We start from the raw sequence: 25,931 nt of genomic DNA, 5'->3' as shown, positions 1-25,931 counted from the left end.
AGGAACAATATGGTGTACAAGTTGGTGCTCGTTCGCCACGGCGAGAGCGAATGGAACGCAAAGAACCTCTTCACCGGCTGGGTTGACGTGCCGCTGTCGGAGAAGGGCGTGAAGGAGGCGAGCCACGCCGGCACGCTCCTCACCGATGCGGGTGTGCTGCCCGACATCCTCCACACGTCGCTGCTGCGCCGCGCGATCATGACCGCGAACCTCGCACTCGACGCGGCCGACCGCCACTGGATTCCTGTCCACCGCAACTGGCGCCTCAACGAGCGCCACTACGGCGCCCTGCAGGGCAAGAACAAGAAGGAAATTCGCGACGAGTACGGGGATGAGAAGTTCATGGAGTGGCGGCGCTCGTTCGATGTCGCCCCGCCGGAGATCGAGGTCGGTTCCGAGTACTCCCAGGATTCGGACCCGCGCTACGCCGGCGAACCGATCCCGCTGTCCGAGTGCCTCAAGGACGTCATCGCCCGCCTGCTCCCCTACTGGGAGGAAGCCATCGTCCCCGATCTGAAGACGGGCAAGACCGTGATGATTGCTGCCCACGGCAACTCGCTACGCGCCATTGTCAAGATGCTCGATGAGATCTCCGACGAGGATATCTCCGGCCTCAACATCCCCACCGGCATCCCGCTCTACTACGAGCTCGACGAGGAGACTCTCAAGCCCGTCAAGAAGGGCGGCACCTACCTCGACCCGGAGGCCGCCAAGGCCGCCATCGAGGCCGTGGCCAACCAGGGCAAGTAGCAGGTCTACAACCTGGTGTGCACGGGTGGCCTGAGCACGGCAGAAGCCGGCCCAGGCCACCCGCCCTTTTGCCCGCGCCCTCTGTTCTCCCCCCTGCATCTGGGCGCAGTGTGTCCGGTCGGGTGTAGCGACGACGCTAGATCCTCACGCCACGCGCGCGGGCATCCGCGAGCCAGTTCTCGAACCCCTCCCGGGTTTTCACATCGCTCCACACCAAGTGAAGCGGATCGATGCCGATCGCGCGTAGATGGCGGTCGCGGTCGGTTTCGTGGCTGATGGCGGCGCGGACGTCGCCGTCCTTGAGCATGGAAGGTGTGAACATCTTCGCCCTGCCGTCGAATTCGTAGGCGATCTTGCGGGCGAGGTCGAGGAAGTCGAGCCGGTACGTCCGATCCCGCAACTGCACCCACACTTGCGGCTTGACCGGAAGGAGGGAGAAATCGTCCAGGCGCAACAGCGTCAGCGATTCGCCCACCGACTCAATCCTTCCATCCATCAGCCGTAGCACCCGCCGAATGTTCCCCACCCCTTTGACCCGTTGTAGCTGCCCTGCGATCGTTTCGATTTGCTCGCGGGTTGCGAGCTCGCGGTGGAGGACGAAGTTTGCGCAGGCCAGTGCATCCTCCACCGTGGCGAAACGCGCCAGGTCAACCACCACCTGCGCCGGCGACGACACCACAATTCCCGCCACCTCCACCGTCTCCGGCTCGGCGGGAGAGCGAAAGGTGCGGGTGTTGGCCGTGCGTCCTGAAGAGCTCGCGGGCCCCACTTGCCGCACAACGTAGCTGGGATGCCCGTGGACCAGCGGTAACCCGAGCAGCATCGCGGCGGACTGCCCGGCCAGTGCCACGTGTTTGGAGCGCGCTCGGTCTGTGCGCCGGCGGTCGACGTAGTCGATGAGGTGGAGGGCTGCCGTCCGCTCGCGCTCGTACGCCTGGGCTTCCGGATCTGGGCTGGGGCAAACATAGCCGGGGAAAGGCCGATGCCAACGGTGAGCGGTGGCATGCCGGCCAAGCTCGCGGTGATCATCGGTGTGAAGGTCGCCGAGCCGTACGCCCTGCTGGCGGATCCGCAAGAAGCGCACCTCTGCATTCTTGAGCCACGAGGGCAACCCAATGTCTGTGTTCGGCGTGGGCTGCGAGACGAGGCGGGGGCGCGTGCTCATGGGTGTCCTTTCCCTGTTTGCCCATGAGCATATTGTTTTCCGGCGACGACGAATGCTGCCCAACCCCCATATGTGGATAGGGTCGGCACATCGCGCGCCTGTGGACAGGTTTTGCGACGGGTTCGTGTGGATGGGGTGGGTGTCCGAGGCTGTCGAGCGCGGTCCGATCCACAGATGCGGCACTAAACCGCAAGATGCGGCACTACTTTACCGTTATTTAGTGCCGCATCTTGCGGTTTAGTACAGCATTTGCGAGGTGACCCAGCGGCGGGGCGCTGAGCCGGGCCTGCACGCGGGCGAACCGGCGCTGAACCGGCCCTCGAGCCCGGGCAGCTGGCCAGCCGGGCCTAGAACTCCTCGATCTGGGCCATCTCCTCGTCGTCCAGCGCCATGCCGGTCACGAGGAAGCGCATGCGGTGCGCCACGGACACGCCGTGGTCGCCGAACCGCTCAAGGTAGCGGCCGAGCAGGATGATGTCCACGATCTCCTGGCGGGTGAGGTCGAGCGAATCGTCGAGGACGTAGTCGAAGGTGCGGGAGTGGAAGTCATCGAGGACGTCGTCGTCGGCGATGATCTGGGCGGCGATGGAGAGGTCCTGGGTCTCGACGAGTTTCGCCACGAGGTTGCCCACCTCGGCGGCCTTGGTGGCCATCTTCTCGAAGAGCTGTTGCACTTCGCCCTTGACCACGGCCTGCGGGAAGCGGCCGCGTGCGACGTAGGCGACGTGGCGGGCGAGGTCGCCCATGCGCTCGAGGGTGGCGGACAGGCGCAGGGCGGAGACGACGGTGCGCAGGTCGCCGGCGACCGGGGCCTGACGAGCGAGCAGGGAGATGCCCATGTCGTCGATGTTGCGCTCGAGCATGTCGATGGAGTGGTCGGCGTCGATGACTCGCTCGGCGAGGGCGAGGTTGGCGTCCGTGAGGGAAGCGGCGGCACCATTCATGGCTTTCGCGGCGGCCTTTGCTTGCAAGACGAGGGTGTCAGACAGTTCTTGCATCTGCTGACGGAATTGTTCGCGCAACGGTACTCCTTTTGTGTGCCGCGGTTGAGTGACCCGAGCGGGTGGAGGGGCGCGGCTTCGCTCCCTTTGGACATTCCACCATGTTCAGGTGAACACAGTTTACCGCGAAGGTTAACGGGAATTGACGGGTGGGAGGAAGCTTGGGCGTTGGGGTAAGAGTGTCGGTGGGATGGTTTACGCTTGGAGTCATGGCAGACGGTTTCGGTTTCGGGCTGGGGTTTTTCCTTGGCATCCTTGTGGTTGTGGTGGCGGTTGCGGCCTATGAGATTTCGCAGCGGCTCCTCGGGAATGCGGAGGTTCCGTCGCCTGTCGTGGATGATTCGGATGTGATGGCGGTGCTGGCGGCGTTGCCGCAGTCGCATATCATCATTGATGTTGACGACGCCGTGGTGCGGGCTTCGTCGATCACTTACGCTTACGGGCTGGTCGGGAATGGGCAGTTGCGCAAGGAGTTGCGGAATTTGGCGGCGGAGGCGCGTGCGGCAGGGGAGGTGTCGGCGTTGGATTTGCGGCTGCCGCGCTTGGATGAGGATGCGCCGGAGTTGCGCCTGTCGGTGCTGGCCACTCCGATTTCGGGTGACAAGGTGCTGATTTTGTTTGAGGACAACACGGAAAAGCGTCGTTTGGAGGAGACGCGGCGGGATTTCGTGGCGAATGTGTCGCATGAGTTGAAGACCCCGGTGGGGGCGATTGGGCTGCTGTCGGAGACGTTGACTAAGGTGGCGGATGAACCGGAGCACGTGCGGCGGTTTTCGGCGCAGCTGACGAAGGAGGCTGAGCGCCTGTCCCAGTTGGTGCAGGAGATCATCCAGCTGTCGCGCCTCCAGGATGCGAATGCGCTGGCGGATTCGGAGTTCGTGGAGGTTGACAGCGTCGTCGCCGAGGCCCTGGACCGGGTGCGGGTGGAGGCGGAGTCGCGGGACGTGCGGCTCGTGTCGGGTGGCACGCCGGACCTGCAGGTGTATGGCGATCGGGCGTTGCTCACGACGGCGGTGCGGAACCTTCTCGATAACGCCGTGCGGTACTCGCGCCATTTTGGGCAGGTGTCGGTGGCGGTGAGCGCGGAGTCCGGGGAGGTCCACATTTCTGTGATTGACCAGGGCGAGGGCATCCCGGAGGGCAGCCGTGAACGGATTTTTGAGCGCTTTTACCGGGGGGATCGGGCGCGCTCGCGCGAAACGGGTGGAACCGGACTAGGGTTGTCCATAGTGAAGCACGTGGTGGCCGAGCATGGCGGGCGTGTCAAGGTGTGGAGTCAGAAGGGGCAGGGTTCGACGTTCACCATGATTCTGCCCGAGGCCTACGTGCCGGAAGGCGCGCAGGGCCAGGTGGTGGTGGACATGAAGGGCGCGAGATGACGCGGATTCTTGTGGTGGAGGATGAGCCCACCTATCGGGACATGCTCGAATTTAACCTGTTACGCGACGGCTTTGAGGTGGAGACGGCGGCGGACGGGCTGGCCGCGGTAGAGAAGTTCTCCGAGGAGATCGACCTGGTGCTGCTTGACCTCATGTTGCCGGGCCTGTCGGGGAATGAGGTGTGCCGGCGGATCCGGGCCCAGTCCCAGGTGCCGATCATTATGGTTACGGCGAAGGACGCGGAGATCGACAAGGTGGTGGGCCTGGAGATCGGCGCGGACGATTACGTGACCAAGCCCTATTCGTACCGGGAGTTGGTGGCGCGCATGCACGCGATCCTGCGTCGCATGGCGGATGCGCCGGCGCGCGAGGAGTCGTCGGAGTTGCTGACGGTGGGCCGGATCGAGATGGACCTGGATGCGCATGTGGTCCGTGTGGCGGGGGAGCCGATCCCGATGCCGCTGCGCGAGTTCGAGTTGCTGGAGCTGTTCATGGAGAACCCGGATCGGGTGCTGACCCGCGGGCAGATCCTCGACCGGGTCTGGGGCATGGCCTACATTGGCGATTCGAAGACGTTGGACGTTCACGTTAAGCGCATCCGCTCGAAGATTGAGGTGGAGCCGGCCAGGCCGCAGGCGCTGGTGACGGTGCGGGGTTTGGGCTACAAGCTGGTGTCGAACCCGGAGGCGCAGTAGTTTTCTTTTCGGCGAAACTTTGGGGGCTCGAGCGGGCAAAGTGCAATGGTAGAATAGGGGGACATCGATTGAGAGAAGAGTGATCCCCCAGTGAGCTTCAAAGTTGGCGAAACCGTCGTTTACCCGCACCACGGTGCGGCTTACATTGAGGAAATCTCAGAGAAGACGATGCGTGGTGAGACCCGCACGTATCTGACGCTGCGGATCCTTCAGGGCGATCTGATCATTCAGGTTCCGCAGGAGGCGCTGGAGCAGGTGGGCGTGCGCGATGTGTCGAATGAGGCGCAGCTGGAACGCGTGTTTGATGTGTTGCGTGAGACGGACGTGGAGGAGCCTGCGAACTGGTCGCGCCGGTACAAGGCCAATGGTGAGAAGCTGACGTCGGGTGACGTGAACAAGGTGGCTGAGGTCGTGCGCGATTTGTCGCGTCGGAATGTGGACCGTGGCCTGTCGGCGGGGGAGAAACGCATGCTGGCGCAGGCCCGCGCGATCCTGGGGTCTGAGGTGGCGCTTGCCCGCGACATCTCGGATGAAGAGGCCGAAGTTTTGCTTGATGAAGTGATGGGGATCGACGCGGAGTCGGCGGCCACGGCTGCCACGCCGGAGTCGGCTGAGTCAGCGGACTAATGTCGATCGCCGCCGTCATCGCGGGCGCCGGCTCGGGCACGCGGCTTGGCGCCAACATGCCCAAGGCGTTGGTGCCGCTTGGCGGCGTGCCGTTGTTGGTGCACGCGATCCGCGGGATGAACGCGGCGGGCGTGGACGACGTCGTTGTCACCATCCCGGCCGGCAATGCGGTGCGCGAGGAGTTTGACAAGGCGCTCGCCGCGGGCGGGGTGAGCGCGCGGCTGGTGGTCGGCGGGGTGACGCGGCAGGGGTCCGTGGCGAACGGGCTCGCGGCCGTGACCAGCGATTTTGTGCTTATTCACGACGCCGCACGGGCGCTGACGCCCGTGGCTGTCATTGACCGTGTGCGCGTCGCGTTGGAGGCGGGGTATGACGCCGTGGTGCCGGCGCTGCCGGTGACTGACACGATCAAGGAGGTCGGGGACCGGCGGGCTGGCGTGGTCGGGCCGGAGGCGGCCGGAGGTGGGGACGCGGCTGGGAGCGGCGTCGTCGTCGAGCCGGTGGTGGCGACCCTTGAGCGCTCGCGGTTGCGGGCGATGCAGACGCCGCAGGGTTTTCGCACGGAGCTGGTGCGGGAGGCGCACCGGGCCGGGCGGGAGCGCGGGGCGGACGAGCTGAGCGCGGCGCCGGACGACGCGGCGCTGGTGGAGGCCATGGGGCACGAGGTGGTGCTCGTGGAGGGCTCGCCGGAGGCAATGAAGGTGACGACGGCCTGGGATTTGGCGGTGGCGGAGATGTTGCTGGAGAAGAGGGGGCGCTAACATGCGCGTGGCCACGGCCTTTGATGCCCACCGGTTTACCGAGGAGGAGCGACCGCTGTTTTTGGCGTGCCTGCGCTGGGACGGTGAGCGGGGGCTGGAGGGGCACTCGGACGCGGACGTCGCGGCGCACGCAGCCTGTGATGCGATCTTGATGGCGAGCGGAGTTGGCGAGCTGGGGACCGTGTTTGGGACGGACCGCCCGGAGTGGGCGGGGGCGTCGGGCGAGGCTCTGCTGGCGGAGTCGGTGCGGCTGGTGCGCGAGGCGGGCTGGCAGGTGGAGAACATCTCGGTGCAGATCATCGGGCAGCGGCCGAGGTTCGCGCCGCGGAAGGCCGAGGCGGAGGCCGCGATGAGCGCGGTGGTGGGGGTGCCGGTGGCGGTGTCGGCCACGACGTCCGACCGGATGGGCTTCACCGGGCGCGGCGAGGGGCTGGCGGCGATCGCCACGGCGCTGGTGAGCAGGGTCTAGACGGCCCACTGGTGGCGGGCAGCTGGGAGCCGGGGTAGGCAGTGGTGAAGCCGTAGCGAACAGATGAGTTTGAGGCCGGGAAGGCCGGTTTTGGCGATGAGAGCTCTCAGATTCACTAGTTGGCTACAGGGGCGGGAACTAAGCCTCCGCCTTAACCTTCGGCTGTGCCTTGACTGGCAGGAACGCCACCAGGCCCATGACTAGCACGATCGTGATGCCGAGGATGCCGAAGTAGGCGGCCTCGTCCACGCCGATGCCGAGCAACCCGGCGCCCACGGTGATCGCGGTGGAGTACATGAAGGGCGCCAGCGCGGAGACGGCGCGGCCGGTGGTGGCGTACAGGCCGAAGATCTCTGCTTCCTCGCCGGCCGGGGCAATGCGGGCCAGGTAGGTGCGGGAGGCGGACTGGATGGGCCCCACGAAGATGCACAGCACGAGCCCGAAGATCCAGTAGACCTGTTTCGGTGAGAGCGGCCCCACCCCGGCGTGGAAGAAGAACACGCACAGTCCCATGGCGACCATGGAGGTCAGGGAGATGATGATGACGGCGCGGGCGCCGAGTTTGTCGTCAAGCCAGCCGAAGGCGATGGTGGCGATGCCGGCTACCACGTTGGTGGCCACGCCGAACACGATCACTTCGTCGGCGCTGAAGCCGAACGCGGCGCTGGCGAGCACGGCGCCGAAGGAGAAGACGCCGGCGAGGCCGTCGCGGTAGATGGCGGAGGACAGGAGGAACCACACTACCTGCCGGTCGGAGCGCCACAGTTCGGCGATGGAGTGGAAGAGTTGCCGGTAGGAGTCGATGACGCCGAGCCGAGGTTCGCCTGTGCGGGCGGGCTTGTTAGACAGGGTGAAGAATAGGGGGAGGGAGAAGAGGAGGAGCCAGGCGGCGGAGAGGAGCATCGCCACCCGGATGTTGAGCCCGTCTTTGCTGGTGACGCCGAACCAGCCAACCTCGGGGCTGATGAAGCCGACGAACAGGATCAGTAGCAGGACGATCCCGCCAAGGTACCCCAGGCCCCACCCGAAGCCGGAGATGCGCCCGACATTGTGGGGTTCTGCGAGGTCGGAGATGATGGCGTTGTAGATGACGGATCCGGTTTCGAACAGGATGTTGCCGGCGGCCACGAGGAATAGGCCGAGCCATAGCCCGGATTGGCCGGGGATAACGAAGTAGAGGCAGGCGATAATGAGTGCGGTGGCGGTGGTGGTGACGCGGAGGACGGTGGCGCGTTTGCCGCTGCGGTCCACGGCTTGGCCGAGTGCGGGGGCGACGATCGCTACGAGGATGCCGGCGATGGCGAGGGCGAAGCCGAGGAGGCGGTTGGCGTCGGGCCCGAAGAGGTCGGCGTTGGCGAGGTAGACGGTGAAGACGAAGGTGGTGACCACGGCGTTGAACGCGGCCGACCCCCAGTCCCACAGCCCCCAGGCCCAGACGTCCTTGGTCAGTGTTTTGGTTGTTGGGGCTGCGCCGCCCGCCGCGTTGTGGTTCATAGTCTTAACATACGTCGTTTTCGTTACTGTCTGGTAAATAGGTCGACGACGCCGTCCGCGCCTCTCACGCCCGATGCCCAGCGCGTGCCGCCCGGCTTTCCCGACGACGGCCGCCCACCCGGCCAGCTGCACCCATCGCGTGACGATGCCCGGGCACCGTCGTGTGGTCGGCGGCCCGAAGGGCTGGGGATGAAATGGGCGAGTGTCGGTGGGAGACGGTAGTCTGGAGGGGTGAAGATTTTTGATTCGAAAACGAAGTCATTGCGCGAGTTCACCCCGATCGAGCCGGGCAAGGTGGGCATCTATTTGTGCGGGGCGACCGTGCAGGGGTCGCCGCATATTGGCCACATGCGCTCCGCTCTGGCCTTTGATGTGTTGGTGCGGTGGCTGCGGCGTTGCGGGTATGACGTGACGATGGTGCGCAACGTGACCGATATCGATGACAAGATTTTGGCGAAGTCCGCGGAGGCGGGCCGGCCGTGGTGGGAGTGGGCCTACCGTTTTGAGAAGGAGTTTTCCAAGGCGTATCGGGACCTGGGCGTGCTGGATCCCACGTATGAGCCGCGCGCCACGGGCCACGTGCCCGAGATGATTGACCTGATCGCCACGCTGATCGAGCGCGGGCATGCATACGTGGGCAACCCGGGCAACGTGTACTTTGATGTGACGTCCTTGCCGGATTACGGCTCGTTGACGAATCAGTCGGTGGACGATCTTCACGACGACGAGGAGGCGGCTACCGACAAGCGCGGCCCGCACGATTTCGCGCTGTGGAAGGCGGCGAAGGTAAACGAGCCGGAGACGGCGTCGTGGGAGACACCCTGGGGGCGCGGCCGGCCGGGCTGGCACCTGGAGTGCTCGGCGATGGCGGGACGCTACCTGGGCGCGGAGTTCGACATTCACGCCGGCGGCATTGACCTGCGTTTCCCGCATCATGAGAACGAGCAGGCGCAGTCGCATGGCGCGGGTCGGGATTTTGCGCAGTACTGGATGCACAACGCCTGGGTGACGATCGAGGGCGAGAAGATGAGTAAGTCGTTGGGGAACTCGCTCACGGTGGAGAACATCGTGAAGGAGCACCCGGCGGTGGTGGTGCGTCTGGCGCTGGGCACGGTCCACTACCGTTCCACTGTGGCGTATTCGGAGTCCACACTCACCGAGGCGGGCGCGATTTGGGAGCGCCTGACTGGGTTCGTGCAGCGGTCGGTGGACACGGTGGGCGAGGTGCCGGCGGAGGAGATCGCGGCGCTCGGCCACGATGATTTCCCGGAGGATTTTGCGGAGGCGATGGACGACGACCTCAACGTCTCGGCCGCCCTGGCCCAGATTCACGAGCACGTGACGGCCGGCAACAACTCTCTGGCGAACAATGATCACGTGGAGGCGCGCGCGGAGCAGGTGCTGGTGCGGGCGATGCTCGACGTGCTGGGCCTGGATCCGATGGCGGAGCCGTGGCGGCATGCGGATGCGTCGTCGTCGATGCATGACGCGCTGGACGCGCTGGTCAACCGGGTGCTCGAGGAGCGCGCGGAGGCGCGGGCAAACAAGGATTGGGCGCGGGCGGACGCGCTGCGCGATTCGCTGACGGTCGCCGGCATCACGGTGGAGGATTCGGCGGAGGGCGTGCGCTGGAAGGTCGGTGGTGACCTTGGCTAACGCTCACCGTGGGCGCCCGGGGGCGGTGCGCAAGAACGCGAAGAAGGGCTCGAGCAAGGGCACGGGCGGGCACTCCCGCAAGCGGCTCGAGGGCAAGGGCCCCACCCCGAAGGCGGAGGACCGCACCTACCACCCGGCGTATAAGAAGAAGCAGGAGCGCGAGGCCGCGGCCAAGCGCGCCGAGGGCCCGAAGCTGCGCGGGCATCTGCGCCAGCCGGAGGGGTATGAGCTGGTGGCGGGCCGCAACCCGGTTTACGAGGCCGTGCAGTCCGGCATCCCGTACGAGCGCGTGTTCCTCGTGGGGGCGATGTCTCACGACGAGCGGGTGGCTGAGGTCGCGCGCGCCGCGATGGACGCCGGCACGGCGATCGTGGAGGTCACGCGCACGGAGCTTGACATGATGACGGGTGGCGCGGTCCACCAGGGCGTGGCGATCGAGGTGCCGCCGTATGAGTACGTGGACGTGGAGCGGCTGGTGGAGCTCGGGCGACGCTCGGGGCGGACGGGACTCATCGTGGCGCTGGACTCGGTGACGGACCCGCACAACCTGGGTGCGGTCATGCGTTCGGCGGCGGCGTTCCGGGCCGACGGCGTGCTTATTCCCGAGCGGCGCTCGGCGTCGGTGAATGCCACGGTGTGGAAGGTGTCGGCGGGTGCGGCGGCGCGGTTGCCGGTGGCGCGGGAGACGAACCTGGTGCGGGCGCTGTCCTGGCTCAAGGAGCAGGGCTACTTCGTGCTGGGGTTGGCGGGCGACGGCGAGGTCGACGTCGCGGGCGCGGACATGGCGGACGTTCCGGTTGTGCTCGTGACGGGGTCTGAGGGCGCGGGGCTGTCGCGGCTCGTGCGTGAGACGTGCGACGTCGTCGTGTCGATCCCGATTGATTCGGCCACGGAGTCGCTGAACGCGGCGGTGGCCACCGGGATTGCGCTCTACCAAATTGATTCCGACAGAAAAGACGTGCAGGGCTAAAAATGTGTCGGAGGCCTGCGATAGGCTGGGAGGTGACGGCAGGCCGGACGGCAAAGGAGGCGACATGGCATCTTGGCGAACAGTTCACGGGCACATCCATCGGCTCGATCAGACGCTGGTGACTGATGGCGACATCGAGGCGTTCTTCGCCGATGAACGCATCCTTGGGCGCGGGCGTCCGGACGGTTCGGGCGGCTACACGTTTGAGGTGGCGGTGGGCGGCCGGCGTCGTCGGGTTGCCACGCTGGATGACACGGGCACGGTGTTCCGCGGGCGCTCGGTGAATGACCTGGTGGAGGAGCTGTCGGAGCGGCTGCGCAAGGTGGAGGTGGAGCTCGACGGCACGGTTGCCCACGGCCCGATTGACCTGGGCGCGGTGGACATCTCGCATGAGGTGCTGTTTGACGACTCCGAGGAGGAGCCGGTTAGCGACGCCGATATCCATGACGCGGCATTTGACCGCGAGGGCGCCATGCTGGTGATCGTGGACCTGCCGCTGTCCGAGGTGCCCAGCATCGTCAAGGTGGAGGACGAGGCGGTGGCTGTGTCCAAGCTGGGGGAGACCCTGGTGCTGGTGGCCAAGTCGAGCATGGATTCGGTGCGGCGGCTTTTCCCGCGGCCGTCGTTCCAGATCACGGTGTCGGCGGGGAACGCGGAGGAGAGCCCCACGCTGTACGTGCGGCGGGACAACTCGTATCTAACCTGGGATTGGAGCGGGGAGCTGCCCGTGTTCCCCTGGATCGAGCAGGGGTCCGAGGAATACGAGTTCGTGGTCGATGAGACGGGGGCGGGCGCGGTGGCGCGCAAGATGGTGGCCGACGTGATTGCGGCCCGGTTTGGCGACATCCGCGAGGCGCTGTGCAGTGAGGACGGCCCGCGGGCGCTGGTGGATGCGCTCGGGCTGCCCAGCGAGGTGGCCGACGTGCTGGAGGGCGACGGCGAGCTGGCCGACATCCCGAACTCGCGACTCTTCGAGCCCAGTAGCGCGGGGGCGGCGTTTGAGGACCGGCTGGCGTTTGAGCTCGCCGGCGAGGGCTTCGTGGAGCCGACTGTGGCGGGCGCCTACCGCAAGGTGTACTTGGAGCGGCCGTGGGCGGTGGCGCTGATGTCGGCCGCGCAGGCTGCTATCGGCGGGGCAATGCTGGCCTCGGCGTTTGGCAGGTCGGAGCGGGGAATGTCGTGGCGGATACGTGCGCTGCTGGGCGGCGGCACCGTGGTGTCGGGCCTCACGCGCATTCTGACCAGCGCGTATGCGGCGGAGCTCGTGCGCCAGCGGCAAACCGAGATCGACACCTGGAAGCGGATGCACAACTGGCAGGAGGGCCAGGGCTGAGCTTGTGGCCCTTACCCGCGTTTGCGACGCTTTTCTGACATCGGCGACGGCACACCACTAGCGCACCTGTCAGAGTTCCATCGCGGATGGGGGGGAGCCAGGCGGCGTCGCCGTGAAGCGGGCGCGACCGCCAGCGCAGGCGAAGCCGGGCCGCGAGTCCGAGGTTTGGGCGGGCGTCTTGTCGGATGGTGAGACGATTTCGCGTGCGGGGTGGTGGTGAGTACGATCGTGCAGGGTCGTGAACGGGGTTCGCGTGCACCTTGACGTCTACTCACTGGAGGCTCGTATGGCTGGTTTTACTTGGAAGCTCCATGGCGATGGGCATTCTATCGCGCCGGGGGAGGTTGTTCTTCCGAACGAAAGACTGTCGTGGCCGATTACGTTCGGCATCGGCGCGCAACACGTGGTGGCCATGTTTGGGGCCACCTTTTTAGTGCCCCTGCTCACGGGGTTCGACCCGGCAACCACCCTGTTCTTCACGGGCGTGGGCACAATCTTGTTCCTGCTGATGACGGCGGGGAGGTTGCCGTCCTACCTCGGGTCGTCGTTCGCGCTGATTGCGCCGATCGGTGCGGTGACCGGCTACGTTGCCGGCGGGGGCGGTTCGGTCGACGCGGCGAAGGCGTCGCTCGCTCAGGGCGGGGTGATCGCGGCGGGTGCGGCGCTGGCGCTGGTCGGCGTCGTTGTGCACTTTGCGGGCGCGCGGTGGATTGACAAGCTCATGCCGCCGATCGTGACGGGCGCGATCGTGTCGCTTATCGGGTTTAACCTGGCGCCGGCGGCGTGGGGGAATGTGCAGCAGGCGCCGGTCACCGCGGTGGTGACGATTGTGACGATCCTGCTGGTCACGGTGCTGTTTAAGGGGATCATCGGGCGCCTGTCGATCCTGATCGGCGTGGTGGTTGGTTACATCACGGCGGTGGTGCGCGGCGAGGTTAGCTTCGATGCGATCTCGTCCGCCGGCTGGGTGGGCGTGCCGCAGTTCCGCGCCCCCGACTTCGACGTGACGCTGCTTGGCCTGTTCGTGCCCGTGGTGCTTGTGCTCATCGCGGAGAACGTGGGGCACGTGAAGTCCGTGTCCGCGATGACCGGCCAGGACCTTGACGACGTGACCGGCCGCGCGCTTTTCGCCGACGGTGTCTCAACCATGCTCGCCGGCTCGGGCGGCGGTTCCGGTACCACGACGTACGCGGAGAACATCGGCGTGATGGCCGCGACCCGCGTGTACTCAACCGTGGCCTACGTGATCGCGGCGTTTATTGCGCTCGGGCTGTCAATGCTGCCGAAGTTCGGCCAGCTGATCGCCACCATCCCGCCGGGGGTGCTCGGCGGCGCGGCCACCGTGTTGTACGGCATGATCGGCATGCTGGGCGTGCGCATCTGGGTGCAGAATCGCGTGGACTTCTCCGACCCCGTTAACCTCAACACGGCCGCCGTGGCCATGGTGATCGCGATCGCGAACTACACCTGGCACTGGGGTGAGATGACCTTCGAGGGTATCGCGCTCGGCTCGTTCGCCGCGATCATCATCTACCACGCGATGCGGGCCCTGTCGCGTTGGCGTGGCACGACGATCGAGCCCGCCACCCCGGCCTCCGCGCCTGCCGGTGCGGAGCTCGAGCCGGGTGCCCTGACGCGGGAGCACTAGGAGCGGGCGCGGCGCTGGCTCCTGTTAATGTTGGCGCTGGCCGATTTCAATTTACTGGACGATTTCGGGGTCATCTTCGCTATATGGGCCTATGACCCCGAAATCGTCCAAGTTTTTTTAATCGGACACCGGGGAATGCGGGGCGGGCGCCGGCCGGCCCGCCGGCGCCTGCCAAGTTGCCAGCACCCTGCCCACCTCCGCGTGCGGCGGGCAGGGGGGCGTCGTCGGCGTCGTGAACGTCATCCCCCAGTACCGCAAGATTCCTGCGCAACCCGGCGTAAATCCGCTAGATTGGACGGGTGAGTTTCAACGCCCGCGCCGAGTACCGCAAGCGCACGCAGCAACGCCAGACCGTCATCTTCGGTTCGATCATCGCCGTCATGGCGGTGTTGCTCGTGCTGGGGACGCTCACGTGGTCGGGACTGCTGCCCATACCCTTCGACAGGGAGTTTTCCAAGGCACCGGACACGAACTCCGTGGTGTGCCCGATTGACGGCGCGCAGCACGTCGATCCCACCACCATCACCGTCAGCGTCTACAACGCCACCACCCGCACGGGTCTGGCGGGAACGGTGGCGACGTCGCTGTCTGCGGCCGGGGTGGTCGTGTCCGAGACCGCGAACTGGGGTGGCGAGGAATTCACCGAACCCGTGCGGCTCTACGCCAGCCCGGACGGCGTGACCAGCGCCTACACGCTGCGCGCCTACTTCCCCGACGCCCTCGTGCACATCGACCCGAACATCACCAGCCAGATCGTGGACGTGGTGCTCGGCGAGGGTTACACCGACCTGGTGGCCGCCCCCACCGAGGAACAGCTGGTCGCCGCGATGGAGCCGGTGGAGGACTGTGTTCCGGTGGAGACCTTCCAGGAGTAGCGCGGTTCCGCGGCGTCCGCTGCACCTGCGATGCTTTTCTGACTTTGGCGACGGCAAATTGCTAGCGCGGATGTCGGAAAGGTGTTGTGAGTAGGGTGTCGGCGGCAGAGTGTAACGCTGCTTCCAGAGTGCGACTCCGCGCCGCCAGAGTGATATTCGCCTGCGCAACAGTTGCGCTCTAGAGTGAAACTATTCATACTGTAGAGTATGAAATGGACGACAGAGCGGCTCCTTCGCACTCTTGAAGAGTTTCGTCAGATCAAGCGCGATGCGACTGATGTCGAGGTCAAGCGCGCCTCGAAGCTCCCGTGCAACCTGCCTGAAACCATGTGCGCATTCGCGAACATGCCGGGTGGCGGCGCGGTCATCCTCGGTGTTGACGAGCGCGACAACTTCGCCGTCGTCGGCGTGGATAACGCACACGAGCTGGCGGCGCGAGTCGTGGATCAAACCCGCTCGTCCGTCACCCCGGCCCCGCAGCTTTTGCCGACGGTTCTGACCTGGGAGGGGAGGGAGGTCCTCGTTGTCGAGGTGACTCCGTTGCCGCTGTCGCAGCGCCCCGCCTTGCATCGCGGCCGCGCCTACCTGCGCCAGTCGGACGGCGACTACGTGATGAACGACGCCGACCGTGCACTTATCGAGATCCAAAAGCTGGGGCAGTCCGAGCTCTACCGCTTCGATTCTGCCGCTGTGTCCAGCACGTCGATCGACGATCTCGATGCGAACGCGGCGGCTGATTTCTGCGCAAATGCTCGCAAGACGAGCAGGCGCCTCGCCCAGGTAACGGACGACGCCGAACTCCTGGAACTGACAAACGTGCTCGCTCCGGGCGGCGAAGTTACGCTCGCCGGCCTGTACTCGCTCGGACGCTACCCGCAGGCAAAGGCCCCGCAGCTTCGGGTGACAGCCGCGGTGCAACTGCCGCGCGACCGCTCGGGCAGCGTCCGCACGCGCAGCCGGCAGGACTTCGACGGCCCACTTCCCGACCTCCTCAATTCTGCCCTGCGATGGGTGGAGGAAAATGCGCCGCGCCACAACCGTTACCTCGACGACGGCAACATGGTCGAAGAGCCGCTCTTCCCGCTCGTCGCAGTTCGCGAGATCATCGCGAACGCGCTGGTCCACCGCGATCTTTCCCCGAACTCGGAAGGCCAGTGGGTGGAGGTGCGCATCGTGGGCGATCACCTGATCGTCACCAATCCTGGCGGGTTGCGAGGCATCTCGAAGGAGCAGCTCGCGAGCGCATCGCTCGCCAAGAACGCCGTGAACCCCCGCCTGTACGACATGGCAAAGCGCCTCCGAACCGATTCCGGTGCGAGCGTGATCGAAGGTGAGGGTGGAGGCGTGTCCGAGGTGTACCGTCAGCTCGGTTTGGCCGGCCTCCCGGCTGCCACTTTCGCCGATAACGGCGTGCGTTTCACCGCCATTCTCTACGGCACCCCCGTCGCATATGCCGAGCTGCCGACGACGATGCCCGCGCCGACAACCTTGGATGTGGAAGCGGAGCAGGATCGTCCGGAAAGGCCCGTTTCCGTTCCCGTGCTGACCGCTTTCGTGACGAAAAACGGGGAAGCCGTGCTCGAAGTTCTCGCCGCCAGTGGGCCGCTCTCGTTCCAGGAGCTACGCGCTCGCACCGGGTTGAATACCGGGCGTTTGCGATACGCGCTCAACAAGCTCAAGGAGGCCGGCAGCGTGGGCCAGTATGGCGGTTGGGGTCACCGTGATACGAAGTATCACATTGTCTCTGAGTGAGAGGATGAATTCGAGTGCGCCGCCGCATTGGGCGGCACAGTGTAACTCCGTTTCTACAGTGTAAATCCAGAGTATGACAGCGCAAGTGCCAGAGTGCGAAAACTGGTGCTCCAGAGTTCGAAGTTTCGCGCCCGCGCAACGATGTCGTGAATGGGGATCTGCGGTGCGGGCACAAGTGCCGCGAACGAAACTGAGAAACAAAGACGTCGAAAATGATAAAAGCCGCTTGAGCCTTTGAACCCCTGTTGGGCAGGGGTTTTGTTGTTTTCGGAGCGGTTCGCTGGGCTGCTGGAGGTTCGGCGATCCGGCGGTCATCGCTGTAACGCCCACTGGGGGTGGCGTCCGTTTGAAGCCAAGGGGGTCTGCGGGTGGGCTTGTGTTAGCGGGTATCTGGTTAGGGGGTGTCGTCGCTTTCAGCTAGTGGTTGGAGGACACGGAGCGTTTCAATACCGGCTTGATTGAGCGTTTCGAGGATTAACTCTGTGAGTGTTTCGTACTCTTGAGCAGTAGACGGACTTGCTTCAAGTTCGTGTTGGACAGTCCTGAAGTGCTTGATCGGTATGGACTCATTTCGCGGGCGCAGCAAACTTCCAGCCCAAGAACCTTCGTTCTTACAGATGTAGATTGGAACGCCCTAATCTATCACGTCATCGTAGGCGAGGATACGATCCGGTTTGTATTCCGCACCGGTGAACAGGTGAGCATGGCCTTGAAAGGGTGATGCTCGTATCGGTTGACGTGCACGGCTAGGCACGCCTCCCAGAAATTTTGAAGCGTCCTGGGTTTAGTTCCGCTTCTTTTACGGCCCTGTGTTGATGGGCTGGGTGAGATAGTACTCGGTTTCTACTTCTTGTGGGGTGGCGTAGTCCAATGCTTCGTGAAGCCGCTTGGTGTTCCACCAATGCACCCACCGCAAGGTGGCCAGTTCGACTTCTCCGACCGATGTCCACGGGCCTTGGGCATGAATCAGTTCCGCCTTGTAGAGACCATTGACTGTTTCGGCTAGTGCATTGTCATAAGAATCGCCGACTGTTCCCACACTCGGGCGTATTCCTGATTCCGCTAGGGCGGTGGAATACTTCAGCGACACGTACTGGCTGCCCCGATCGCTGTGGTGAATCAGCTGGTTACCATGGATTCGTCCGGCAGTCGTTAATGCATGCTCCAAGGCCTCCATGGGCAGCGCATCGGTGCGCATCGTCGAGCGTGTAGCAACACCAACAATTTTTCGGCTGAAGACATCCACGACAAACGCGGTGTAGGCGAATCCTGACAGGGTACGAACGTATGTAATATCGGCAACCCACAACCTGCCTGGCGCTTGTGCACGAAAGTTTCGCTGCACTAGGTCCGGGCGATGATCCGGTGTCTTCGGGCTAATCGTTGTCACGGGCGTTCGCCCACGTCTGCGGCCGGAAACACCTGCTAGCTTCATTAATCGGGCGGTCTTGTCGCGGCCGATATGAAAGCCTTCACGGTTCATCGCGTGCCACATTTTGCGGATGCCGTAGACCGAGAAATTCTGCGCATGCACACGCTGTATCTCTGGGATGAGAAGGCTATCGCTTAAGGCCCTTGCGCTGGGAACGCGTGTGGTGGCTTTGCGGTAGCCGCGTGAGGTGATGAATCCACGATCTGCTTGTTTGAGGACTCGGCAGATGGCCTCGACCCCAAACTGATCTTTGTACGCGTCGATGTAGGAGATCATTTGGTCGTGGGTCGGTCGAGTTCCGCTGCGAAAAAAGCCGAAGCAGTCTTAAGAATCCCGTTTGCTCGTTTCAGTTCGCGGTTTTCGCGGCGCAGACGCTTGAGCTCTTCTTCCATTGTTTCGCCACCTGAAGCGTCTGAGTCATCACGTACTGAAGCGCTGTCACGGTACCAAGCCCGCAACGTGTGGTGAGATACTCCAAGGAGCTCGCCGACCTCTGTGTAGGCGCATTGCAGTGAGCAGGACTCCAGGCGGACCATTTCGATGATCTGATGGACCGCCTTTTCCTTGAACTCGACGGAATACTTTCTAGGCATAGTTCAATCCTTCCTTAGCTGAGGTAGGAACTAAACCCAGGACGCTTCATTTGATAAGGTTAGCCTTACCTAATAAGGATGGTGTTTGTATGGACGATAGTGTAACGGATCAGGTTGTTGAAGGTGAGTATGGGTCCGCGAAGGAAAAATCTGTCGCTGGCCAGAACGCGATCCGTCAGCTATCGCAGCCGGTGAAAGGCAAACTGTTTATCGCGCAGGTTTTGGCTTTTCTCTCTGGTGTGTTGGCTATTGCCCCGTATGTGGCTCTGGTGGAGCTTGGCAGAGAACTTATGCAAGACCAGGTGGACCCGGCGCGGGTGAACTGGATCGTCATACTCCTCGTCAGCGCATACATGACCCGGTTGACCTTATATTTTGTTGCATTGGGCGTGACGCATTTTATTGACCTGTCGTTGCGTAATCAGCTGCGTCGGCAAATTGCCGCCCGAATGTCGACTGCTCGGCTGTCGTGGTTTACCCGCGAGGGTGAGGGGAAGATCCGCAAGACCATTCAGGATGATACGGCCACGGTGCACACAGTGATCGCGCACGGGCCGATCGAGAAACTGAACGCGATCGTATCCCCGCTCGCCTTGTTGATGTATGCGTTTGTGGTGGATTGGCGACTCGCGTTGCTGTCGATTGCGACGATTCCGATTTATGTGGGCATGTATGGCATGTCGATGCGTGGGATGAATGAGAAGACCGCACAAATGGACACCAAGCTCGCTCAGGTTTCGGCAACGATGGCCGAGTTCGTTGCCGGTATCTCAGTGGTGAAAGCGTTCGGCAAGGTCGGCCAAGCACATAAAGCCTATTTAGATGCAGCTAACGAGTTTTCTAAGTTCTACCGGGCGTGGTGTATGCCGCTGGTGTCGATGTCGGTCGCCTCATTTTCGTGGGTGTCGATCCCGGTGTTGTTGATCGTGAACCTTGGCGGTGGCGCGTTGATGATGAACGCCGGTTGGGTGAGCATCTACGAGGTGATAACGACGACGTTGATCGCCTTGGTGCTGCCGGGAGCGTTGATGGCAGTCGCAACCATCGCCTGGTCGTACCAGCTCGCAGGGTCTGCGGCAGTGAGGCTGGTGAACGTCATGGAGCTACCGGCGTTGAGTCAGCCCGATGCGCCACAGACACCAAAGGGTCATGATATTGAGATTCGGGGTGTGTCGTATGCCTATGATGACATCCAGGCATTAGACGAGGTGAGCCTGAGCATTCCGGCAGGCACGGTGACCGCGCTGGTTGGCCCGTCGGGTGCGGGGAAGTCGACGTTGGCGAGTTTGATTGCCCGCTTTGATGACCCGGACGCTGGCACGATCACCATCGGCGGGGTTGATCTAAAGAGCATTTCCCAGGACGTGTTGTATTCGACGGTCGCATTCGTCCTGCAAGATGCACAGCTTATTCGCGACACCATCCACAACAACATCGCTCTTGGCGCGCCAGACGCAACCTTGGATCAGGTGCGGCAGGCGGCGCGGGCAGCGCAGATCGACGAGTTCATCATGAGCCTGCCAGATGGTTACGACACCGTGTTGGGGGAGGACACCCACGTTTCGGGCGGGCAGGCAGCCCGTATCGCGATCGCCCGGGCGCTCATGGTTGATGCTCCAGTGTTGGTGCTGGACGAGGCGACGGCGATGGCGGACCCGGAATCGGAATCGAAAATCCAACAAGCTCTCTCGACTCTTGCCAAAGGCAGAACCGTGATTGTGATCGCCCACCGACTGGCCTCGATCAGAGGGGCAGACCAAATCGTCGTCATGGAACGCGGGCGCATTGCTGTGGTCGGTAAACACGACGAGCTGTTGGGTAATGCGCACTATCAGGCACTTCTTGCCCAAGGTGCATGCGAGGAGATGACACGATGAATCAACTATTGCTGCCACGCTTTAAGCGTTTGATGGAACCCGCCTCGTGGCGAGACCTCTCGGTCGGTCAAGCGTGGGGTGCGGTCTCAGGACTGTGTCACGGCTTTGCCCTGCTGACTCTGCTTCCCGCAGCAAGTGCCCTAGCGACCGGAATGCCGGTGTGGGGGTTATCGTTTTCGGGCTGGCTCATCGCCTTGGCGGTGATCGCGATGCTGGGCGTGGGCACGGAGTTTTATGGCATGCGCACCGGCTATATCGGCGCGCTCGGATTCATTCACGACGTACACCAGGCAGTAGGTAACAAAGTAGCCCGCCTACCGTTGGGAGTGTTCGATTCGGGTAGCTCTGGACGGCTGTCGCGCATGGTCACCCAGGAAATGATGAACTTGGGCGAGTCGGCGGCGCATTTCATTTTCTCCCTCGTCCAAAAACTCTCGGCCGTGCTCGTAGTGACTGTGGGAACCTGGTTCTGGGATTGGCGACTGGGACTGACCTTGACGATCGCCTTCCCGATCATGCTCGCCTTCCTCCATATCTCCCGCGTGCTTCTTGATAAAGGTAAGCAGATTTCCGAACCAGCCGAATCAGAGTTGGCGGCTCGCATGGTCGAATTCGCCACCTGCCAAGGCGCGCTGCGCTCCTGCCACGTCGCCGACGACTACCCGGCCCTTGATCGGGCATTCAAACAGGCTGACCGCAAAAGCCGCAAAGCATTGTGGATCGAAACATTAGCGAACCTGATTAATGGGATGTTCGTCCAAGCGCTCATTGTGGTGATGATCTGGCTCACCGCCCAACTCGCCCTCGGCGGGCAAATGAATGCGCTGAACGCCGTGGTCACAATCGGCATGTGCCTGCGGTTCACCACCATGCTCCAAGACATCGGTGGCTGCATGACCGGGCTGGAAGAACGCCGCCAGCAGATGAACCACGTCGACAAGGTCATGGACGCCCCCGAACTGTCCGAACCCGATGCCTCCACACCGATAAACGCCCCTGGTGATGTTCGTTTCGAGGACGTCACCTTCAGCTACGATCCGGACACCCCGGTTCTTTGTGATATTTCCTTCCATGTCCCGCAAGGCGGCATGTGTGCCCTGGTTGGTCCATCTGGGTGCGGGAAGACGACGATCGCCCGGTTGGTTGCACGTTTCTGGGATGTGCAGTCCGGCAGCGTGCGCGTTGGCGGAGTGGACGTGCGCGAGCAGACCACCGAAGATTTGATGCGCCAGGTGTCTCTTGTCTTCCAAGACGTCTACTTATTCAACGACACTCTCGAAGCCAACATTCGCCTTGGCAACCCAGAAGCCACCGATGAAGAAATCAGGTGGGCCGCTGACCTGTCGGGCGTGACGGAAATCGTCAACCGCCTCCCAGACGGCTGGAATTCATTGGCGGGTTCTGGCGGGCGTGCACTGTCGGGTGGGGAACGGCAACGCGTCTCTATCGCCCGCGCTTTGGTGAAGAAGGCCCCGATCGTGCTTTTCGATGAGGCCACTAGCGCGTTGGACGCGGAAAATGAAGCCAATATTGTTGCGGCGATGAATGAGCTACGCAAACACTCCACACTGATTGTCATCGCCCACAAACTTGAAACCATTCGACAAGCTGACCAAATCATTGTGCTCTCCCACGGTGGGCGTATCGCTCAGCGCGGGTGCCACGACGAGCTGGTCAACCAGCCAGGTCAATACCGCGATTTCTGGCAAGAACGCATCAACGCAGCCGGATGGCAACTCGTCTAAAACACAGCACGTATAAGCACATGAAAGGAAAAACTATGTCCACACCCACGTCCTCGCGCCTCAACGCGCGCGACTTCATCAACATTGGCGTCTTCACCGCCTTGATGTTCGTCATCGTGTTTGCATTCGGAATGCTCGGGTTCATCCCCGCCGCCATGTATGCCGGTTTCCTGCTTTCTATCCTCGTTAACGGCATCGTCTTTGCGCTGTTCACAGCACGCACTCCGAAGATGGGGGCGTTGACAATCATGCTGATTATCATCGAAATCCTCTTTTTCGTGACCGGCCACTGGGTGGGAGGCATCGCGGTGGCCGCTGTATTCGGCCTGCTCGCCGACCTAGTCATCACCAAGGGACCGAAGAACGTTAAGGTTCGCGTTCCGCTGGCATACGCACTGTTTATTCTGCCGATCTACGTGTCACCGTGGATGCCGCTATTTATGAACCAAGACGCATATATGTCGCAAATCGCCGAACAAATGGGTGCCGAGTATGCCGCCAAGATGGCACAGGTCGTCACGATTCCGATTCTGCTGGGCTTCTTCGGCGTGATGCTCATCGTGGGCTGGCTTGCTGGTCTGTTGGGAACCAGGGTCGCGCGCAAACACTTTGAACGGGCCGGTCTTGTCTAAACTTCCCGACCCGCGCACCATTATCGCAGCGCTCGTCATCGTCTCCACCACGATCTACAGTGCCTACTCGCCGTGGTTCGTGTGTACTCTGGGCGGATTCGCCGCCGTGATGCTGACGAGCGCTGCGATCAACCCCAACACGCTCGTGCGCCCCAGCTGGGTGGCCGTCTACCTCGCCACGTTTGCGGTCCTCAGCACACTCGTTTATGTGATACCCCTGGTCTGGAAGTCAACGGCCAGCGCGTTCCTCGTGCTGTTTCTGCAGTGGATGTGGCGATTCAGCGTCAGCGCAGGAATGGGAGCCTACGCGATCGGCGTAATCCGACCCGCCACCTTGCAAAAAGCACTCGCCAGCTCACGGATCCCGACCTGTTTCACGATCCCAATCTCGGTTGCCTTACGTGTGCTGCCCGTGATCGGCCACGAGGTTAAAGCGATCTCAGATGCCATCAAACTACGCGGCATGTCCGTGCTCTCACTGCGTGCGGCGCAATACTTCACAATCCCGCTGCTATCGACCGTGGTACGCAGCGGGGACGAACTGGCATCGGCCGCCCTCGTGCGCGGACTGGGCGGAACCGCAAAGCCCACCTCAGTCACGGTCGTGAAATTCCGTGTGATCGACGCAGTCATTCTGCTCGTCGTTATCGGCTTCGCGATATGGAGAATCGTCCTATGACAATAGCCCAAGCAACTGGGGTCACCTTCACCTATCGAGGAGCAGACCACCCCTCAATCAACGACGCAACCATCACCATCACACCCGGAACCGTCACCTTGCTGTGTGGCGCGTCAGGGTCAGGAAAAACCACCGCACTACGGCTATTTAACGGGCTGATCCCACACTTTCACGACGGCGACCTCACCGGAACCGTCACGGTTGACGGTATTGACGTGGCACGAGTAGATCTATCAGAGCTTGCCCACCACTGTTCGACAGTGTTTCAAAACCCGCGCACCCAGTTCTACACCACCCACGTGCGCCAAGAACTCGCCTTCGGCCCAGAAAACCTCGGCCGCGACCCGCAGGAGATCTGTGCCCGCATTGACGAGGTCGCAGCCGAGTTAGGTATCGCCGACCTGTTGGAATCCCGCGTCACACAACTATCAGGCGGACAAATGCAACGCGTGGCCTGCGCCGTCGCCATGTGCAACAACACGTCGCTAATCGTCTTTGACGAGCCAACCGCGAACTTGTCCGCTGACGTTATCGACCAACTCGCCACACTCATCGCCAGGCTCAAAGCCGATGGACACACCATCATCATTGCTGAACACCGGCTAAGTTTCCTTTCCGGGATCGCTGACCGTGTCTACTGCTTCGATAAAGGCAACATCGCCCTCACCGCAACCGGCGAAGAGTTCTACGCTACCTCGGATGAGGAGCGCAAACAGCTTGGGCTGCGATCCCTAGTGCCCGTGCCCATGCCACAACTTCCGGAACCGGCAGAAGATGGGCTTGAGATCAGCAATCTCACCTTCGCCTACCGCCACGGAAACACGGTTCTCAACATCAGCCATCTGCTCTTCCCGGCAGGGAAAATCACGGCACTCCTCGGCCCGTGCGGGTCAGGCAAATCAACACTGGCACGCATTGTTTGCGGACTAGAAAAAGCCAAACATGCATCCATCACACTCGGCGGACAAAAATTCACCAGCCGTGACGCCTACCTTGTGATGCAAGACCCTACCCGACAGTTGTTCTCAGATACCGTCATCGACGAAGTCACGCTCGGCACGACCAAAACCGAAAAGCAACACATCGATGCCCACGCGATCCTTGCAGAACTCGACCTTGCCGACCACGAGGCTGACCATCCGCAAGCACTCTCTGGCGGGCAACGCCAACGCCTGGTTATTGCTACAACACTGGCTGCGAACAAGAAAGTTTACATCTTCGACGAGCCCACGTCCGGTGTTGGCTACAAGCACCTGGTCGCGATTTCCCGAGTAATGCGTAAACTCGCTGACACCGGTGCCGTCGTCATCGTCATCACCCACGACGCTGAACTCGTTACCGAGGTCGCCGACCATAGCGTCCGCCTCGACCAAATCAACGCCTGCTAACGCAGACGCCCGCTCAACCAAAAGAGAGGAAAGCGTTTCCGCAGGTCAGGGCAAACGCGCTATACACTCGCTAACGCTTTGACCCCCTAAGCGATACTCGCTAACGCAAAAGGGTACTTATCAAATCCGACGTCTAAGTGGAGCGGGCGACGGGAATCGAACCCGCCTCTGCAGCTTGGGAAGCTGCCATTCTACCGATGAACTACGCCCGCGAGGGTGACCCCATCTTATCCATCCATCGCCTCCGACGCCAATCGGCCCATCCCCGTCTCCGCCTCCAAGCCCTCCGGCCGCGTTGCTACCGCCGCACGGGCCGATCCTGGACCGCAGACCGTCGCCCGCCCCAAGACCGCGCCCACCCACTTGGTGAAATCCGCCGCCCGCCACCGCGGGCCGTGAAAGAATTGGGACATGCTTCTTTCTGATCGTGACATCCGGGCCTACGTCGCTGACGGGCGGATCGCCATCGACCCGTGGGATCCGGAGATGGTTCAGCCGTCGTCGGTGGACATCCACCTGGACCGCTTCTTCCGCCTCTTCGACAACCACAAGTACCCCATGATCGACCCGTCGCAAGCGCAGCCGGAGCTCACGCGCCTGGTGGAAGTCTCGGCGGACAGCAGCCTGGTCCTGCATCCGGGCGAGTTCGTGCTCGGCTCCACCTACGAGCAGATCACGCTTGCCGACGACGTCGCCGCCCGGCTCGAGGGCAAGTCGAGTTTGGGGCGACTCGGGTTGCTGACGCACTCGACGGCGGGGTTCATCGACCCGGGCTTTTCCGGTCACGTGACACTGGAGCTGTCGAACACGGCGACCATGCCGATCATGTTGCTGCCGGGGATGAAGGTGGGGCAGTTCTGTTTCTTCCAGCTGTTGTCGGCGGCGGAGGCTCCCTACGGTCAAGGGGCGAGGGGCTCGCGTTACCAGGGCCAGCGCGGCCCGACTGCCTCCCGCTCGGACCTGAATTTCCACAGGATCGACGTCTCGGACCACAACTTTTAAGGCCAGCC

At 62.9% G+C, this 25,931-nt stretch carries 22 protein-coding genes and 1 tRNA gene; 18 read left to right on the top strand and 5 right to left on the bottom strand.

Annotated features, from left to right (window positions below; translation table 11 throughout):
- Positions 1 to 9 precede the first annotated feature (9 nt).
- Positions 10 to 750: a phosphoglyceromutase gene (locus QPC17_RS08230; protein WP_062613072.1), complete on the top strand. Its 741-nt coding sequence runs from the start codon at positions 10 to 12 to the stop codon at positions 748 to 750.
- Positions 751 to 886: 136 nt separating this feature from the next.
- On the opposite strand, the gene QPC17_RS08225 is transcribed toward QPC17_RS08230, so the two are convergent.
- On the bottom strand, positions 887 to 1,915 hold the full coding sequence (locus QPC17_RS08225; RefSeq protein ID WP_148132185.1) for a hypothetical protein: 1,029 nt from the start codon (positions 1,913 to 1,915) through the stop codon (positions 887 to 889).
- A 347-nt stretch (positions 1,916 to 2,262) separates the two neighbouring features.
- Positions 2,263 to 2,937, bottom strand: coding sequence for a phosphate signaling complex protein PhoU (gene phoU, locus QPC17_RS08220; RefSeq protein ID WP_062613074.1), 675 nt, complete (start codon positions 2,935 to 2,937; stop codon positions 2,263 to 2,265).
- Positions 2,938 to 3,125: 188 nt separating this feature from the next.
- Between phoU and QPC17_RS08215 the strand changes: the two genes are divergently transcribed.
- The 5 genes from QPC17_RS08215 (at position 3,126) to ispF (ending at position 6,847) form a co-directional block, all read left to right on the top strand.
- Complete coding sequence (locus QPC17_RS08215; protein ID WP_062613075.1) at positions 3,126 to 4,295, top strand: sensor histidine kinase; 1,170 nt, start codon at positions 3,126 to 3,128, stop codon at positions 4,293 to 4,295.
- Positions 4,292 to 4,990: a response regulator transcription factor gene (locus QPC17_RS08210; protein WP_062613076.1), complete on the top strand. Its 699-nt coding sequence runs from the start codon at positions 4,292 to 4,294 to the stop codon at positions 4,988 to 4,990. The genes QPC17_RS08215 and QPC17_RS08210 overlap by 4 nt, the downstream gene beginning before the upstream one ends.
- Before the next feature lie 90 nt (positions 4,991 to 5,080).
- Complete coding sequence (locus QPC17_RS08205) at positions 5,081 to 5,617, top strand: CarD family transcriptional regulator (protein ID WP_062613078.1); 537 nt, start codon at positions 5,081 to 5,083, stop codon at positions 5,615 to 5,617.
- A complete protein-coding gene (locus QPC17_RS08200; protein ID WP_070445775.1) occupies positions 5,617 to 6,378 on the top strand; it encodes an IspD/TarI family cytidylyltransferase in 762 nt (253 codons plus the stop codon). The genes QPC17_RS08205 and QPC17_RS08200 overlap by 1 nt, the downstream gene beginning before the upstream one ends.
- Before the next feature lies 1 nt (position 6,379).
- Positions 6,380 to 6,847, top strand: coding sequence for a 2-C-methyl-D-erythritol 2,4-cyclodiphosphate synthase (ispF, locus tag QPC17_RS08195; RefSeq protein WP_062613080.1), 468 nt, complete (start codon positions 6,380 to 6,382; stop codon positions 6,845 to 6,847).
- A 138-nt stretch (positions 6,848 to 6,985) separates the two neighbouring features.
- On the opposite strand, the gene QPC17_RS08190 is transcribed toward ispF, so the two are convergent.
- Entirely contained in the window at positions 6,986 to 8,341 is a 1,356-nt protein-coding gene (locus QPC17_RS08190) for an MFS transporter (RefSeq protein ID WP_062613082.1), read from the bottom strand.
- Between the two features lie 231 nt (positions 8,342 to 8,572).
- Between QPC17_RS08190 and cysS the strand changes: the two genes are divergently transcribed.
- The 6 genes from cysS to QPC17_RS08160 all read left to right on the top strand — a co-directional run bounded on the left by cysS (position 8,573) and on the right by QPC17_RS08160 (position 16,575).
- Entirely contained in the window at positions 8,573 to 9,997 is a 1,425-nt protein-coding gene (gene cysS, locus QPC17_RS08185) for a cysteine--tRNA ligase (RefSeq protein ID WP_068539069.1), read from the top strand.
- Complete coding sequence (gene rlmB / locus QPC17_RS08180; protein ID WP_285347218.1) at positions 9,981 to 10,967, top strand: 23S rRNA (guanosine(2251)-2'-O)-methyltransferase RlmB; 987 nt, start codon at positions 9,981 to 9,983, stop codon at positions 10,965 to 10,967. The genes cysS and rlmB overlap by 17 nt, the downstream gene beginning before the upstream one ends.
- Positions 10,968 to 11,031: 64 nt before the next feature.
- A complete protein-coding gene (locus QPC17_RS08175) occupies positions 11,032 to 12,300 on the top strand; it encodes a hypothetical protein (protein WP_062613085.1) in 1,269 nt (422 codons plus the stop codon).
- Positions 12,301 to 12,586: 286 nt separating this feature from the next.
- Positions 12,587 to 13,948: a uracil-xanthine permease family protein gene (locus QPC17_RS08170; protein ID WP_062613177.1), complete on the top strand. Its 1,362-nt coding sequence runs from the start codon at positions 12,587 to 12,589 to the stop codon at positions 13,946 to 13,948.
- A gap of 299 nt (positions 13,949 to 14,247) precedes the next feature.
- Positions 14,248 to 14,823: a LytR C-terminal domain-containing protein gene (locus tag QPC17_RS08165; protein WP_062613087.1), complete on the top strand. Its 576-nt coding sequence runs from the start codon at positions 14,248 to 14,250 to the stop codon at positions 14,821 to 14,823.
- A 207-nt stretch (positions 14,824 to 15,030) separates the two neighbouring features.
- Positions 15,031 to 16,575, top strand: coding sequence for an ATP-binding protein (locus tag QPC17_RS08160; RefSeq protein ID WP_285347217.1), 1,545 nt, complete (start codon positions 15,031 to 15,033; stop codon positions 16,573 to 16,575).
- A gap of 799 nt (positions 16,576 to 17,374) precedes the next feature.
- On the opposite strand, the gene QPC17_RS08155 is transcribed toward QPC17_RS08160, so the two are convergent.
- Positions 17,375 to 18,600 (bottom strand): IS3 family transposase gene (locus QPC17_RS08155; RefSeq protein ID WP_101923944.1). Its coding sequence is split into 2 segments (ribosomal slippage): positions 17,375 to 18,321 and positions 18,321 to 18,600, totalling 1,227 coding nucleotides; the frame shifts between segments, so codons are not numbered across the junction.
- An 89-nt stretch (positions 18,601 to 18,689) separates the two neighbouring features.
- Between QPC17_RS08155 and QPC17_RS08150 the strand changes: the two genes are divergently transcribed.
- The 5 genes from QPC17_RS08150 to QPC17_RS08130 are packed head-to-tail and all read left to right on the top strand — an operon-like array spanning position 18,690 to position 24,921.
- The gene (locus QPC17_RS08150) at positions 18,690 to 20,477 is read left to right on the top strand and encodes an ABC transporter ATP-binding protein (RefSeq protein ID WP_285347216.1); all 1,788 of its coding nucleotides are present in this window, start codon (positions 18,690 to 18,692) and stop codon (positions 20,475 to 20,477) included.
- The gene (locus QPC17_RS08145; RefSeq protein ID WP_070448234.1) at positions 20,474 to 22,222 is read left to right on the top strand and encodes an ABC transporter ATP-binding protein; all 1,749 of its coding nucleotides are present in this window, start codon (positions 20,474 to 20,476) and stop codon (positions 22,220 to 22,222) included. The genes QPC17_RS08150 and QPC17_RS08145 overlap by 4 nt, the downstream gene beginning before the upstream one ends.
- Positions 22,223 to 22,257: 35 nt before the next feature.
- A complete protein-coding gene (locus QPC17_RS08140; protein ID WP_016444300.1) occupies positions 22,258 to 22,854 on the top strand; it encodes an MptD family putative ECF transporter S component in 597 nt (198 codons plus the stop codon).
- Positions 22,847 to 23,533, top strand: a complete 687-nt coding sequence (locus QPC17_RS08135; protein WP_070448233.1) for an energy-coupling factor transporter transmembrane component T family protein — start codon at positions 22,847 to 22,849, stop codon at positions 23,531 to 23,533. Before QPC17_RS08140 ends, QPC17_RS08135 begins: the two co-directional genes overlap by 8 nt.
- On the top strand, positions 23,530 to 24,921 hold the full coding sequence (locus tag QPC17_RS08130) for an ABC transporter ATP-binding protein (RefSeq protein ID WP_285347215.1): 1,392 nt from the start codon (positions 23,530 to 23,532) through the stop codon (positions 24,919 to 24,921). Before QPC17_RS08135 ends, QPC17_RS08130 begins: the two co-directional genes overlap by 4 nt.
- Before the next feature lie 138 nt (positions 24,922 to 25,059).
- Here QPC17_RS08130 and QPC17_RS08125 read toward each other — a convergent pair.
- A tRNA-Gly gene (locus QPC17_RS08125) sits at positions 25,060 to 25,133 on the bottom strand.
- Between the two features lie 199 nt (positions 25,134 to 25,332).
- Between QPC17_RS08125 and dcd the strand changes: the two genes are divergently transcribed.
- Positions 25,333 to 25,923, top strand: a complete 591-nt coding sequence (gene dcd, locus QPC17_RS08120; RefSeq protein WP_070448193.1) for a dCTP deaminase — start codon at positions 25,333 to 25,335, stop codon at positions 25,921 to 25,923.
- The last annotated feature ends 8 nt before the right edge of the window (positions 25,924 to 25,931 follow it).

This window comes from Trueperella bernardiae, assembly GCF_030246965.1.
Classification (GTDB): Bacteria; Actinomycetota; Actinomycetes; order Actinomycetales; family Actinomycetaceae; genus Trueperella; species Trueperella bernardiae.
Note: the sequence above shows the minus strand (reverse complement) of the source record. Positions and strands in the feature narration are given on the sequence as shown.